13 protein-coding genes are annotated in these 13614 nt (G+C 30.7%); all 13 read right to left on the minus strand.

The window, feature by feature from the left end; genetic code table 11:
* Positions 1-11: 11 nt before the first annotated feature.
* Complete coding sequence (locus ACQPUW_RS15140) at positions 12-650, minus strand: phosphate propanoyltransferase (protein WP_430838327.1); 639 nt, start codon at positions 648-650, stop codon at positions 12-14.
* Between the two features lie 38 nt (positions 651-688).
* Entirely contained in the window at positions 689-1888 is a 1200-nt protein-coding gene (metK, locus tag ACQPUW_RS15145) for a methionine adenosyltransferase (RefSeq protein ID WP_430838328.1), read from the minus strand.
* 31 nt (positions 1889-1919) lie between these two features.
* Complete coding sequence (locus tag ACQPUW_RS15150) at positions 1920-2939, minus strand: response regulator (RefSeq protein ID WP_430838329.1); 1020 nt, start codon at positions 2937-2939, stop codon at positions 1920-1922.
* A 4-nt stretch (positions 2940-2943) separates the two neighbouring features.
* Positions 2944-4239, minus strand: a complete 1296-nt coding sequence (locus ACQPUW_RS15155; RefSeq protein ID WP_430838330.1) for a sensor histidine kinase — start codon at positions 4237-4239, stop codon at positions 2944-2946.
* A gap of 63 nt (positions 4240-4302) precedes the next feature.
* Positions 4303-5424, minus strand: a complete 1122-nt coding sequence (locus tag ACQPUW_RS15160) for a 1-propanol dehydrogenase PduQ (protein ID WP_430838331.1) — start codon at positions 5422-5424, stop codon at positions 4303-4305.
* Positions 5425-5443: 19 nt separating this feature from the next.
* Complete coding sequence (locus ACQPUW_RS15165) at positions 5444-6775, minus strand: aldehyde dehydrogenase family protein (protein ID WP_430838332.1); 1332 nt, start codon at positions 6773-6775, stop codon at positions 5444-5446.
* Between the two features lie 41 nt (positions 6776-6816).
* Positions 6817-7080, minus strand: coding sequence for a EutN/CcmL family microcompartment protein (locus ACQPUW_RS15170; protein WP_221859665.1), 264 nt, complete (start codon positions 7078-7080; stop codon positions 6817-6819).
* A gap of 46 nt (positions 7081-7126) precedes the next feature.
* Positions 7127-7633 carry a BMC domain-containing protein gene (locus ACQPUW_RS15175; RefSeq protein ID WP_430838333.1) on the minus strand — a complete coding sequence of 169 codons (507 nt, stop codon included), beginning with the start codon at positions 7631-7633 and terminating at the stop codon, positions 7127-7129.
* A gap of 80 nt (positions 7634-7713) precedes the next feature.
* Positions 7714-8469, minus strand: a complete 756-nt coding sequence (locus tag ACQPUW_RS15180; RefSeq protein WP_430838334.1) for a hypothetical protein — start codon at positions 8467-8469, stop codon at positions 7714-7716.
* Between the two features lie 132 nt (positions 8470-8601).
* Positions 8602-8880, minus strand: a complete 279-nt coding sequence (gene pduA, locus ACQPUW_RS15185; protein ID WP_204595783.1) for a BMC domain-containing protein — start codon at positions 8878-8880, stop codon at positions 8602-8604.
* Between the two features lie 49 nt (positions 8881-8929).
* Positions 8930-9718, minus strand: coding sequence for a propanediol utilization microcompartment protein PduB (gene pduB, locus ACQPUW_RS15190; protein WP_430838335.1), 789 nt, complete (start codon positions 9716-9718; stop codon positions 8930-8932).
* A 30-nt stretch (positions 9719-9748) separates the two neighbouring features.
* Positions 9749-10669, minus strand: coding sequence for a glycyl-radical enzyme activating protein (locus tag ACQPUW_RS15195; protein WP_430838336.1), 921 nt, complete (start codon positions 10667-10669; stop codon positions 9749-9751).
* Positions 10670-10733: 64 nt separating this feature from the next.
* Positions 10734-13277 (minus strand): glycyl radical protein, encoded by a 2544-nt coding sequence (locus tag ACQPUW_RS15200; RefSeq protein WP_430838337.1) that lies wholly within the window; start codon positions 13275-13277, stop codon positions 10734-10736.
* Between the last annotated feature and the right edge of the window lie 337 nt (positions 13278-13614).

Here is a 13614-nt window from a genome sequence, read left to right on the forward strand (position 1 = left end):
TTTGTATCTCCTTAAATTTTACGTAAGATTACAAAATCATTATTTTTTAAAGCACATGCATTAGCTTCGTCAATATCAATATGCATTTCAAGAGAAAACTTATCAGATATACGAACTAAGACATTCCCTAAAATACCTTCTCTTTCGCCTAAAGTTTCAACTTCAACTATTTCCTTATCTTTAACCCCTATTTTTTCAGCATATTCTGGCGGCATATGGATATGTCTTAAAGCCACAATTGTTCCCTGTTCAATTTTTACACTTCCATTAGGTCCTATTAATTCAACTCCTGGTGTATTTTCTAAATGTCCAGACTCTTTTATTGGAGCCTTAATACCTAAACGAAAGCTGTCTGTTAAAGAAATTTCAACCTGACTTCTTTCTCTAATAGGCCCAAGTATACGCACCTTTTTAAATTCACCTTTTTGACCCCTTATAGTTACAGTTTCATTAGCAGCGAATTGTCCTGGTTGCTTTAAATCACTTTTTTTAGTTAAGACATATCCTTTTCCAAATAACACTTCTAAATCAGCTTGACTAACATGAACGTGCCTATTAGATACACCTATTGGTATCTTATATTTTTCTAAATCACTTAATTTATCCATAACTAATTTAGTAACTAATTTTATTGTTTCTTCCGTCTGCATTACTCTCACTCACCTTCTAGCTATATTAAAGAAAAATATTATTTAAAACTTTCACAAATATATTGCATAGCCTCATCTTTCAAAACCTTAACCTTATCTAATTCTTCCCATCTAAAGTTCTCATCTTCTCTTCCAAAGTGTCCATAGGATGCACTCTTTAAAAATTGAGGCTTTCTTAAATCAAGTTCTTCTAAAATATCAGCAACAGAAAATGAAAATATCTTCTTTACTATTTCAGATATATATTCCTCTTTAATATTTGCCGTTCCAAATGTATTAATATTTATAGCTTCTGGTTCTTCAGATCCAATAACATAACATAAAGCAACCTCAGCTCTCTTAGCCAATTTAGCAGCTATAATATTTTTGGCAACATATCTTGCCATATAAGCTCCAGAACGATCTACCTTGGTTGGGTCCTTACCTGAAAATGCTCCTCCCCCATGCTTAGCTACTCCCCCATAGGTATCAACCATTATTTTTCTTCCTGTTAGACCTGTATCTCCAGCTGGTCCCCCTATTACAAATCTTCCAGTTGGATTTATATGAATTTTTGTATCATAATTTATCCACTTATCATCAATAACAGTCTTAATAACATCATAGTCAATAACACTTTTGATATAGTCACACTCAATATTGGCCTCATGTTGTGCTGAAATAACTATGCTACTAATACTAATGGGGCTCCCATTCCTATCATATTTCATAGTAACCTGTGCTTTTCCATCAGGAAGCAACCAAAAAGCACCTCTTTTTTTTCTAATTTCTGATAACTTCATCGTTAATTTATTTGCTAAATCACATGTTAATGGCATATAATTCTCACTCTCATCACAGGCATATCCATACATTATACCTTGGTCTCCAGCACCAATTATCTCTTTAGATCTTTTCTCATTTTCTGCTAATTTATCAACACCTAATGCAATATCTGCAGATTGTTCATTTATATTAGTAAGGATTAAACATGTCTTATAATCAAACCCAATAGATTCCTTTGTATATCCAATGTTTTTTACAATTTTTCTTGCTATATCTACAATATTCACCTTTGCTTTTGACCTAACTTCTCCAGCAATCATAATTGTATTTTTGGATACCATTGTTTCAATTGCTACCCTTGAATATTTGTCATATGCTAAATATGCATCTAAAATTCCATCTGATATTTGATCGCAAATCTTATCTGGATGTCCCTCCGTAACAGATTCTGATGTAATAAAATATTCATTCATATTTTTAATCACCTACTTCTAATTAAAAACCTTATAACATTTTTTTATATTGATGAATTGTTATATTTTCATACCTTTTAAATACTTTACTAAAATATCCACTTTCGTTATATCCAAGCTTAAATGCAATATCTGTAACATTTAAATCTGTAAAGGAAAAATAGTATTTTGCCATATATATTTTTCTCATATGTATATATTCCATAATACTTACATTAAATTGTCTCTTAAATATACGGCTTAAATATCCTTGACTTATTGTGCAATTTTTTATTACATCATTTAATCCTATTTCTTCCTCTATATTTTCTTCAATATAATCAAAAACGGTTTCTAGCAAACTATATTTTTTTATACTTTGCTCTTTAAAGATATAGTTCACAACATTAAATAACCACAATTCAAAAGCCTTTTTATTTGAAGTAAATAAATTATTAATTGGAAATAACTCATTAATATCGATAGTTTTATTTTTTAATATTTCTATTGGAGCAACTAATTTATTACCTAACTCATTAAAGTACTTTTGAAAGTATACTTCACCTACATCTTCTTTCTCATAAATTTTATTGATAAATTTAGGTATCTTGTAATATGCTCTTTTGAAGTCTTTTTCATTTATTATTTTAAAAAGTTCTTCAAGTTCATCCTCTTCATTAATAAAACTACTTTTATCTTCTTCCTTATTTTCAATTAAATAATCATCTAATAAATCTTTTATTTTTGAGAAAGAAATAGGTTTTGTAATATAAGCTTTAACTTTAATTTTCAAAGCTTCTATTGCAAAATCAAAGCTACTATATGACGACATTATATAAATTGTAGTTTTAGGATTATATAAATAAATTTTTTTACTAGATTCAATTCCTGACTCACCAGACAACATAATGTCTATAAACACTATATCAATTTTGTTATTTTTGCATAACTCTACTGCTTCTTCTCCTGATCCAACTGAAAAGGCAACTTCAAATCCTTCTACTTTTGATATTATTAAGTTAAGAGCTTGTCTCATAAGCGGATCATCATCTACAATCAATATACGATACATCTATCTAAACATTCCTTTCATCAAAATTTCTTGGATATCTAATTATGCTTGTTGTACCTTTTTCATGAATGTTTTCAATAAGAACATCGTATTCTTTCCCAAATAGCATTATAAGTTTTTCTCTTGCATTCCTAATGCCAACCTTTATAGAATACCCCTCATAATTATCTTTAAATATTTTAAATTTCTTTGATATCTCTTTATCAGTAAGCCCTAGCCCATTATCACGGATAGAAATAACAACATCATCCTTTTCATAATGTGCATCTATTTCTATTTTCCAATCTATAGTATTTGTTGTTATACCATAAAAAATAGCATTCTCAACAAATGGTATAATAATATCACAAGGAACCTTTTGTATACTAATTATTTCTGAAATATCAATTGTATAATTTAATAATTCACCATATTTAATTTTTTGCATCTTTAAATAAGTATTTATTCTATCAAATTCCTCATTTAAGCTTTTACAACTTTTTTCACTGCTGAAATTCTGTTTTAGGTACTCAGCGAAAAGTATAATCATATCATTAGTCCTTGGTGAATCTTCAATTATAGCTAAACTTGAAATTGAATTTAGTATATTAAGCAAAGAATATGGGTTGACTTTTGCCTTTAAATTAGAAATCTCAATATTTTTTAAATCATTCTCTAATTTTAGTTTCTTGTTATCATTATTAATTTCTTCTAATTCTTTTTTTAATGTATCATTTTTTATTATTTCATAAGCCCCTTTTTCACCCATTTGATTTATAATAAGTGAAATTAATTCAGCTACACTTACAAACTTTTCATATTTATATATAGGTATATCATCAAATAATTCTTTCATATAATTTTCTTTTTTATAATCATTTGAATCAGTAATTAGATTCTCTAGTCTACTTATATCCTTTGGTGTATCTATACACCTTACTTGTCCACCAATAAATGCTCCTAAATAATGCCCCCTCACTATAATTGGTATAGCTATCTCTAATAATCCACAAGGACAAAGATATACACAATTTTTTTGTGTTACTGCTGCTTGAATACCACCAAAAGCATCTGAAGCCTTACAATGACATGCAGTATCCATTCTATTTCTTCTTTCTAGACAAAATTTAGTAAACGATGTCATTTCAGTTATTGGCTCACCTTTAAAATCAACTGTAACAAAAGCAAGTCCTGTAGCCTTTGCTATTTTTTCTTGAATGCCTTCTAATGTCTTCTTACCAAATAAACTAGTGATATTAAATTTATTTATCAAGTTATCATCAATTATTTTAATACCATTATTTCCATGGAACTCACTCATTTATTCCACTCCTTTATATACTATAGAATACATTTCTTAATGTATTTTACCATATAAAGCACTTTATTGGTATATTTTCCCTATTAAATCCTCTAGTTCAAGTGTATTAACCTTTCTTGGATTTGATTTAGTGCACCCATCTTTCAATGCATTTTGTGCCATTAATGATTTTACTTTATGAAACTCATCCTTACCTATATTTAATTCTTTTAAGCTCATTGGCATTTTCATAATTTTCATTATTGAATTAATGTATTCTTTTAATACTTTTACTGCAAATTCATCGCCTTTTATTTTATCAACCATTCCAGTTTTATATAAAAGCTTTGCATATTTTTTAAGAGTACTAACATCCTGGCTATTATAATCAATTACATTAGTTAAAAGTAATCCATTGGCTAAACCATGTGGAATCTTAAATCTGCCACCTAACTGATGCGCAAGGCTATGATTTATGCCTAATCCAGAAATATTAAATGCTATACCAGCTAAGTTAGAAGCTTCATGCATCTTACTTCTTGCTTCAATATCTTTCCCGTTGTGATAGCACTTAACTAATGATTCTATAACAAGTTCAACTGCTTTTTCTGCTAAAGCATCTGAATAAGAGTTAGCTTTATTAGAAACATAAGCTTCCAATGCATGAGTTAAAACATCTATTCCTGTATTAGCAGTTATATCTGCTGGCACAGATAGAGTTAAATTAGAATCTAAAATTGCTTCATCTGGTAAAAGACTATCATCAAATATAGCATGTTTAATTTTAGTTTCTATATCGGTTATGATAGTTGCATTTGTAACCTCTGAACCTGTTCCACTTGTTGTTGGAATTGCAATAAAATTAACTTTATCAATTATATTTTTTTCTCTCGCAAAGTAAAGAATACCTTTTGCAGTATCAATTGCCGATCCCCCACCATATGCTATAACAACACTTGGGTTAATTTTTTTAATAATAGCAACACCACTTCCTATGACTGTTAACGGTGGATCAGGAATAACTTTATCAAAAATAGAAACATTATTGCTACTATCTATAAACTTTAATATCCCTTTAACTATTCCACTTCTAACAAGAAACCCATCACATATTATCCATATGTTTTCGTTTTTAAATTTCTCTAACCTACTTAATGAGTTTTCTCCAGAATAAATCTTTGTTTTTATATAAATTTCATGTAACAACTTTAACCTCCTTGTCGCACTAGCGAATTGAAAAACCACTTGTAAGTGAACAACGTCTTCTTCTAGTAAAGTGTCTTGCAGTAGTTGTTCCTTCTCCAGTTGCAGTAGCAATGGTAAAGCTAGTGTCTCCTTCCCCATTTACACCAATTCCAACTAATGAAGCACCATTTTTAACAAATACTGATGTCTGCATCTCTTTTGCTGCAATATTTAGTCTTTCAATTGATTGAGAGTGAATTATTGCTGTATGCTTAAATCCTTGTTCTATTTCTAAAGCTGTCTCTAAGGATTTTTCAAAATTCTCTACTCTTATTAAAGGTATTAAAGGCATAAGCATCTCCAGTGTTGCAAAAGGATGTTGCTTTATTGTATCAACTACAATAAGCTTAATCTTCCTATCACATTGGATTCCAGCTGCTGATAAAATCTCATTTGCACTTTTTCCTTCAAGTGCTTTATTTATTGTCATATCATTTGTTACCGTTGCAACTGTAAGTCTTAACATTTCTTCATCACTACTTACATAATAAACATCATTTTTAATAAGCTCCTCTATTAGCCTATCTGCTATTGATGATACTGCAACTATACTTTTCTCTGATATACACATAACATTATTATCAAAGGAAGCACCATTAACTATATCTCTTGCAGCTTTTTCAAGATTAGCTGTCTCATCAACGATTACTGTTGGATTTGCAGGTCCTGCGCCAATAACTTTCTTTCCTGAAATCATTGCACGTCTTAAAACGTTGATTCCTCCTGTTGTTACAATCATAGAAATATCAGGATGGCTCATAATTTCACTAGTAGAAGCCATTGAACTTTCATTTAGTGTTACAACTAAATTATCAATACCACATATTTCTACTATTGACCTACTAATTATTTCAGTGACATATTTTGATACCTCTATCGCTCTTGGATGTGGACAATGAACAATTGCATTTCCTGCTGCTAACATACCAATTGTATTGCTAATTAATGTTGCACATGGATTAGTACATGGATGAATAGCACAAATAACACCATAAGAAGATAATTCATATAATGTCATTCCATTATCACCTGTTTTTACTTCAGTAATTAAATCCTCAATTCCTGGAGTTTTATTTATAGCTAAAACAAGTTTTGTTATTTTATCATGTACATTTCCCATCCCAGTTTCTTCAACAACCATATTTGCAATTTCCTCAACATTTGCTAAAAGTCGTCTCTTTATAACTTCAATAACTTCTCTACGCTCATTTAAATTAAGTTTAGCATATTGATTATATGCACCTAATGCAGATAAAACTGCATCATTTACTGAAGGAAAAATACCGCTTTTTAACCTATAACCTTTGTTCATTCTCTCCTCCTTTCTTTATCTAGAAAAATACTAAGATATCCTTAAACATCAATAGTATCTATAATTCCGATAATAGCCATATCTATAGCAACATTCTTCTTTCTCTCTTCAACCCTAACAGCTGATCCTTTACATAATAAAACGTAGTCACCTATACCTGCTCCAGTATAGTCTGCTGCAACCTCTTCGTGTCCAATAAATTCATAGTTAGCATCTATTCGCCTTACAACCATTAATTTATATCCCACTAATGATTCATCTTTTCTTGTTGCTACAACATTCCCAATAACCTTAGCCATATACATCTTAATCACAGTCCTTTCTTAACTCTAATGGTTTCTTTAGATGTATTTATTCCTTTTTAGTTTCAACTTTTTTGCTATTTTTCCTTGCTTTCTTCTCCTTCGGCTTAGAATTATCTATCTCCAAATTTTTATCAATAACTTTATCATCTATATTATTTTTAATAACTTTTTTTATATTTTTTTCTTGTTTATGATTAGTTTCCTTTAAGTTTTCTAAAGGAGTATTTTCAATATTTTTTTCCTTTTCGCTTTTCTTAGTTAAACCATCTTTTTTCTCTTCACGAGGATAAAACGTTGACTCTACATCCTTGGAACATCTTGGAATAACCTTAACAGAAACAAGTGCATTATTTTCTATAGCAATTTGCTTTCCTGATTCAACTGCAGAATTTACTGCACCAACATCTCCACATACTTTTATTGTCATATATCCAAGTCCTTTTGTATTTTCAATATCTAATATTTTAATATTGGCTGTTTTAGCCATTGTATCTGCCACTAAAATAGCAGTCGTCAATCCACTCACTTCTATTAATCCTAATGATTCTCCCATCCTGTCACCTCACTTTGACTTTATAAAGTAAAATTTCAAAAAATCATAATAATTAATTGATATTAAAAGTAGTATATAAATTACATTTTTAATATAGAAATATTTAAACTACGTGCTCTATCTTTAGCTAATTCTGTTATAATATCTCCTTTATTTAAAATTATTTTTCTATCCTGTACATATTTTTCTATATCAATCTCCGTTATGACTTTTTTAGAAGTATGTTCTTTTTTTTCATTTACTTTATCTAATGGTTCATCAACACCTATAGATAAACTCTCTTTATTTATATCAACAATTTCATCAGATATTTCTATATTAAATTCTAACAATGTTCTGTAGTAACCTAATATCTTATTTACATAACTTGATGGCTCTTTCCCAGTCATTTTGACAAGACCTGATTTTAATAAAATAGTTCTTTCTCCTTTTTCCATATTTTTAAATATCCAGTTTGTCTCAAAAGTATCATCTATACATAATGCTACTTTAGCTACAAGGCTTCTTGATATTGTAGGCAATACAGTTATATAATTTTCTAAATCATCAAAATCTACATCTTTCTCCTCAATTATGCCTTTGCATACCTTAAATTTTTTTAGATTGTTAATATGAAGATTATTGGTTATACGAGATGGTATAACAGCATAAACATCATATTTATTTATTTTATTTAAGTTTTCAAAAAAGTCCCAATACTTACTGTTCCATTCTTCAGTAAAAATTACATAAAGCTTCTTCTTAGGAATAGATAAACTTTTCGTAGAGTTTTCTGACTGTATCAATTTTATAGCTTTAATTACTAATTCTCTAATTACCTTCTCATCTATCTCCACATTATCCCTCCTATTAAATTTTCAATGGGCTAGCACTCCATTAATTAACAAACCTCAAACTAACAAAAATAGCTTATTAATTATTATTTAAATTAACGGTGTACATCACCCATTGACTGCTTTTAATATCTTTTATACAAATTTAGGAAGAATCTTCTCTGTGTCTGTATGTGGACGTGGAATAACATGTATAGAAACAACATCTCCAACTTGTTTTGCTGAAGCGGCCCCTGCATCAGTTGCTGCCTTAACCGCACCAACATCACCTCTTACCATAACTGTAACAAGCCCTGAACCAATCTTCTCATATCCTATCAAATTAACATTTGCTGCCTTAACCATAGCATCTGCTGCCTCTATTGCAGCAACTAACCCTTTAGTTTCAATCATTCCTAACGCTTCTGAATTCATATTAAAAACCTCCTAATTTCTTATAATATTTTCATTTATACTTAAAATTCTAAATATAAGGTGTAGTCGTTGACTTAGGCTCATCACCTAATGCCCCTAATAATTTTGTACCAACTTCAATAGCTGATTTTACCGCTTGCCTAACAGCACCTGAATCTCCGCTAAATGTTAAAATCACTTCATTTGAGTGACTAGTCCCACTTCCTGGAGAAGCATAACTAACCACATTAACATTTGCTGCTTTTACAGCACTATCTGCTAATACTGTTCCAATTGCAGCAGGCCCTGCACAAACCATTCCAAAAGCTTTACCAAGTGGTGTTCCAAAAGCTTTTTCTAAGCAATAACTTGCTCTAGCTGTATATTGGAATTCTAAATGTCCTGCATCATTCCCATAAACATCTCCAAAATATTTTTCAACACTTGAAAGTGCAATTTCAACTGCACGCCTAGCATCAGATACATCATCAGCACCTATATAAATTAAACTTCCATGACCAGCTCCACCTTTAGTATCTCTAGGTAATTCAACTGAGATAATTTCTGTATTTGTAGCTTTAACAGCATCATCAACAGCCATTATTTGTGGACCTGCACCAGTTCTAGCACCAATAATACCAATTGAACGATATTTGCCTAGTTTCATAATTTCTGTAAGCATTGGATCTACACTTGCAATAACTAGTCCTATTGTATCTCCTATTGCAGTACCTACAAATTCAGTAACTCCTATAGTTTGTGTACAACTATCTTTACATTCACTTTTTTTATTTTGGCTTGAAATTCCTAATTCATTAGAAACTTGTCTCATTACTTTTTCAATTAATTCTTGATCCATTCTAAAACCTCCATTCTAATATCTAATTTTTTATCCACCAATAACACATTTAAGCCCTTGTCCTTGAACTATATCCTTTAAAGTATCAATTTCATCTTCACTTAATGATTGAGACTCTTTCATAGAATAATTTCTTCCAAGGAGTTCATATTTATTTTCACCGTAAGTATGGTATGGTAATAAATGAATTGTATCTATTCCATTTAAAGTTTTGGCAAACTTACTTATCTCTAAAATACTTTCTAGGCCAGAATTAAATCTAGGGATTACTGGTACCCTAACAACCATTTTGGTTATTTCAGAAATTCTTTTTGCATTTTTAAGAATAATTTCATTTGATACTCCTGTCCCTTCCTTATGACTATCTGAATTTATATTCTTTATATCCATAAGCACTAAATCAACATAAGGAAATACCTTCTCAATAACTTCTGGTCTTGCATAACCTGTAGTTTCAATTGCTGTATGCCAGCCTTGTGCTTTGCAAGCCTTAAAAATTTCCTGTGCAAATACAGACTGCACTAAGGGCTCTCCTCCTGATAAAGTTATCCCGCCTCCAGATCTTCTGTAATTAATTGCATCTTTTTTAAGCTCTTTTATAACTTGCTCGACAGTCATTTTCTTGCCTTTTAAAGTTAATGCACTAGCTAGACATACATTTACACATTCCCCACAGGCTGTACAAAGTTCTCTATTAATAAATCCCTTATTATTAGGATTGATAGCTCCCCTTTTACATGCAGAAATACATTTTCCGCAATGAATACAATTACTTTCTTGATACATTATAGATGGCTTTAGTTCTTGAGATTCAGGATTACTACACCATCTGCATGATAGAGGACATCCTTTTAAAAAAACTATTGTACGAATTCCTGGTCCATCATGTATAGAATATCTTTGTATATCAAATACAAGTCCCTCCATACCATAATTAATAGTATCCATCATCCATAACTCCCTACCTTCATTTATAATTATTAATGTAGTATGATTCTCATCAGAATATTAAAAACTACATTGAATGTTCAGTACGATCTATAATATTATCTTGTACTTCTTTTGCAAGAACAACGAATTGAGCACTATAACCAGCAACACGAACAACAAGATCTTTATACTCTTGTGGGTTTTTTTGCGCATTTATTAAGGTTTGCTTATCTATTACATTGAATTGGACATGCATACCTTTATGGTCAAAGTAACTTCTTACTACAGAAGCAAAATTTTGAAGTCCATTATCTCCTGCTACAGCAGATGGTAAGAATTTTTGATTATAAAGAGTTCCATTTGATGCTATAAAATGATCTAATTTAGCCACAGAATTTGCTGCAGCAGTCGGTCCATTAACATCTTTACCAGCTCTTGGCGAAACACCATCTGCAAGTGGTGTCTTAGCTAGTCTACCATCTGGTAGTGCTGAAACATCCTTACCAAATAAAACGTTTGCAGAAACTGGGTAAACACCGGCTTGGAATTGCCCTCCACGTGGATTAGTATACTTTTCTACTTCAAAACAATAAATTTGTGCACATTTACGAGCAACCATATCTACTTCATCAATATCATTACCAAAGGCTGGTGTGTTATCTAAAATCCTTCTTATGTTTTCAAAATCACCTGAAACTACTGTGCTATTAGATGGTTTTAATTCAGATACAATCTTATTTTGAATATCTGCAAGATCAATAGATCCTGAATTAATTAATATTTTCTTCACAGCTTCATAAATTTGCATTTCACTAATTTCTGAACTACTTGTGTTATCACAAGATATATTATTACCTTCTATAGAATGTCCAAAATTCGCATCTAATGCTTCTTTTAATTGTTTCATAGAAATTGTATTATCTTCGAATACATGTTTTTGTATTGCATATACTGAATCTCCTGTATCAGCAACACCAAAGGCTTGAGGTCCTGTAAAGTTATAAATTGCTCCACCCTCTTGAACTGATTTGCCTCTTCCAATACAATCATCAACTAAAGCTGATAAGAATGGAAGTGGTGCTCTCTCTGCATGAGCATAATCAACACAGTTATCTGCCTCAACAAGATATTGTACAAAATACTCCATCTGCTTCTTGAATGCATCATATAATTCATCTATAGATTTAAAAGTTGTTACATCTCCTGTAACAGGTCCTAATTGAATTCCATTCACTTTACCATTATTTAATGTAATTTCTAACACCTTTGCTACATTAAAGAATGCTGCATCATGCCACCCTTCTGTTTTATGAGGACATTGAGGTTCAACACAACCAATAATGCAATAATTACGAGCATCTCTAAGTGTAAGACCTCTGTTAATTAATGCTGGAATTATAACTTCATCATTATACATAGCTGGAACACCTAGCCCTAATCTTGCAAGCTCACATGCCCTTAATAAAAACTCATCTGGAGTTCCTTGCCATACACGAATTGAGAAAGAAGGTGCTGGTAGCTTAACATGTGCTGTTGCCTCCATACACATATATGAAACATCATTCGTAGCATCAATTCCCTCTTCATTTTGTCCTCCAACACAAAGATTTTGGAAAACAGCATATCCTGCAAAGGCTTGAGCTGATACCTCATCACGTGTTTTATTTATATCATTAAGTTTAATCCAAATACAATCTACTAACTCCTGAGCAAATTCTTTTGAAATTTTCTTATCATCTTTTAAGTAAGGATACATGTATTGGTCAAAACGTCCTGGAGATATTGAGTGTCCACTTGATTCAATTTGGACCATTATTTGAACAAACCAGAAAGCTTGACAAGCTTCATAAAAATTAGTAGCTCCACTTTCTGGAACTCTATCACAATTATCCGCAATTTGTAATAACTCTTCTTTTCTTATATTATTAGTTTCAACCTCCGCCATAGCTCTTGCCTTATTTGCATATCTATGTGCAAAGTTAATTGCAGCTGTATATGAAATAATTACAGAATTATAAAATTGTTGTTTCTTTATATAGTCTGGATCTTTCTTGTCCATTTTGCTCATAGCTTCAACAACTTCTGCAATAACTCCCTTAAATCCTTTTTTTAATATCTTTCCATAATCTACGCAAACATGTCCCACTCCACCGTAGAAATAATTTCCTACTGTAAAGACTCCATTTGCTATGCAATCCTTCGCTTCTTTGGACATATAAGAATCAGCAAGTGAACTTGTAGTTTTGCCTTCCCAATATTTAAAAGCTTCTTCTAATTCTTTTGCTGTTTCCTTTGGAATTTGAAATGGATCTGCTATTCTTGTTCCCATAGTCTCAAATTCTTTAGCAACCCAATCATAAGAGAATTCAGGACAAATTTCAGTAGAGCGAGGATTTTTAGTTATAGCTCCTACTATCAACTCATCTTCACGAATAGTTATAGGTAAATTATTAAATATTTTTTCTACAGCTTTAGCACGTCTTAGTATTGGAGATAAACCTTCTGTCTCTTTATATGATTCTGTTACAAGAACAGCTCTTTCTGATTCAACATATGGAGTTGCATCAACAATCATTCTTTTTAATCTTTTAACTCTTTCAGTTGGTTCTGAAAAACCTTTGGCTATCATTTTTATTCCCCCTTAAGAAATCGTTTAAATTTATTTGCTGTAGCTTTATTATAAATTAGCTATATAAATTTCTTATAATACTTTTCAAACTTAATTAAAGTAATATTAAAACCATACTGTGTTCCACAGTAAATGGATTTAAATAAAAAAGATATAAAAGTAATATTAAAACTGTAATTACTTTTATATCTAAAAAACTACGACCTTAATAATCCTTTGGAAAATTCTATTTCTACACAAATATTTTTTATATTAGACTGTATCTTTTACAAAAGGTAAAATTAAGACCTTTAAGCTGCCATTTTAATATTTTCTTGTAAAATCCAAACTTTATATA

It is taken from the genome of Clostridium sardiniense, assembly GCF_050584765.1.
Taxonomy (GTDB): Bacteria; Bacillota; Clostridia; order Clostridiales; family Clostridiaceae; genus Clostridium; species Clostridium sardiniense_A.

What these genes read in the sequence shown, in the direction of transcription:
- ACQPUW_RS15195 (WP_430838336.1), bottom strand. Translation starts at nt 10,669, where the DNA reads ATGATGGATACTATTAATTATGGTATGGAGGGACTTGTATTTGATATA.
- ACQPUW_RS15200 (WP_430838337.1), bottom strand. Translation starts at nt 13,277, where the DNA reads ATGATAGCCAAAGGTTTTTCAGAACCAACTGAAAGAGTTAAAAGATTA.
- ACQPUW_RS15150 (WP_430838329.1), bottom strand. Translation starts at nt 2,939, where the DNA reads ATGTATCGTATATTGATTGTAGATGATGATCCGCTTATGAGACAAGCT.
- ACQPUW_RS15140 (WP_430838327.1), bottom strand. Translation starts at nt 650, where the DNA reads ATGCAGACGGAAGAAACAATAAAATTAGTTACTAAATTAGTTATGGAT.
- ACQPUW_RS15170 (WP_221859665.1), bottom strand. Translation starts at nt 7,080, where the DNA reads ATGTATATGGCTAAGGTTATTGGGAATGTTGTAGCAACAAGAAAAGAT.
- pduA (WP_204595783.1), bottom strand. Translation starts at nt 8,880, where the DNA reads ATGAATTCAGAAGCGTTAGGAATGATTGAAACTAAAGGGTTAGTTGCT.
- ACQPUW_RS15175 (WP_430838333.1), bottom strand. Translation starts at nt 7,633, where the DNA reads ATGGGAGAATCATTAGGATTAATAGAAGTGAGTGGATTGACGACTGCT.
- pduB (WP_430838335.1), bottom strand. Translation starts at nt 9,718, where the DNA reads ATGGATCAAGAATTAATTGAAAAAGTAATGAGACAAGTTTCTAATGAA.
- ACQPUW_RS15155 (WP_430838330.1), bottom strand. Translation starts at nt 4,239, where the DNA reads ATGAGTGAGTTCCATGGAAATAATGGTATTAAAATAATTGATGATAAC.
- ACQPUW_RS15165 (WP_430838332.1), bottom strand. Translation starts at nt 6,775, where the DNA reads ATGAACAAAGGTTATAGGTTAAAAAGCGGTATTTTTCCTTCAGTAAAT.
- metK (WP_430838328.1), bottom strand. Translation starts at nt 1,888, where the DNA reads ATGAATGAATATTTTATTACATCAGAATCTGTTACGGAGGGACATCCA.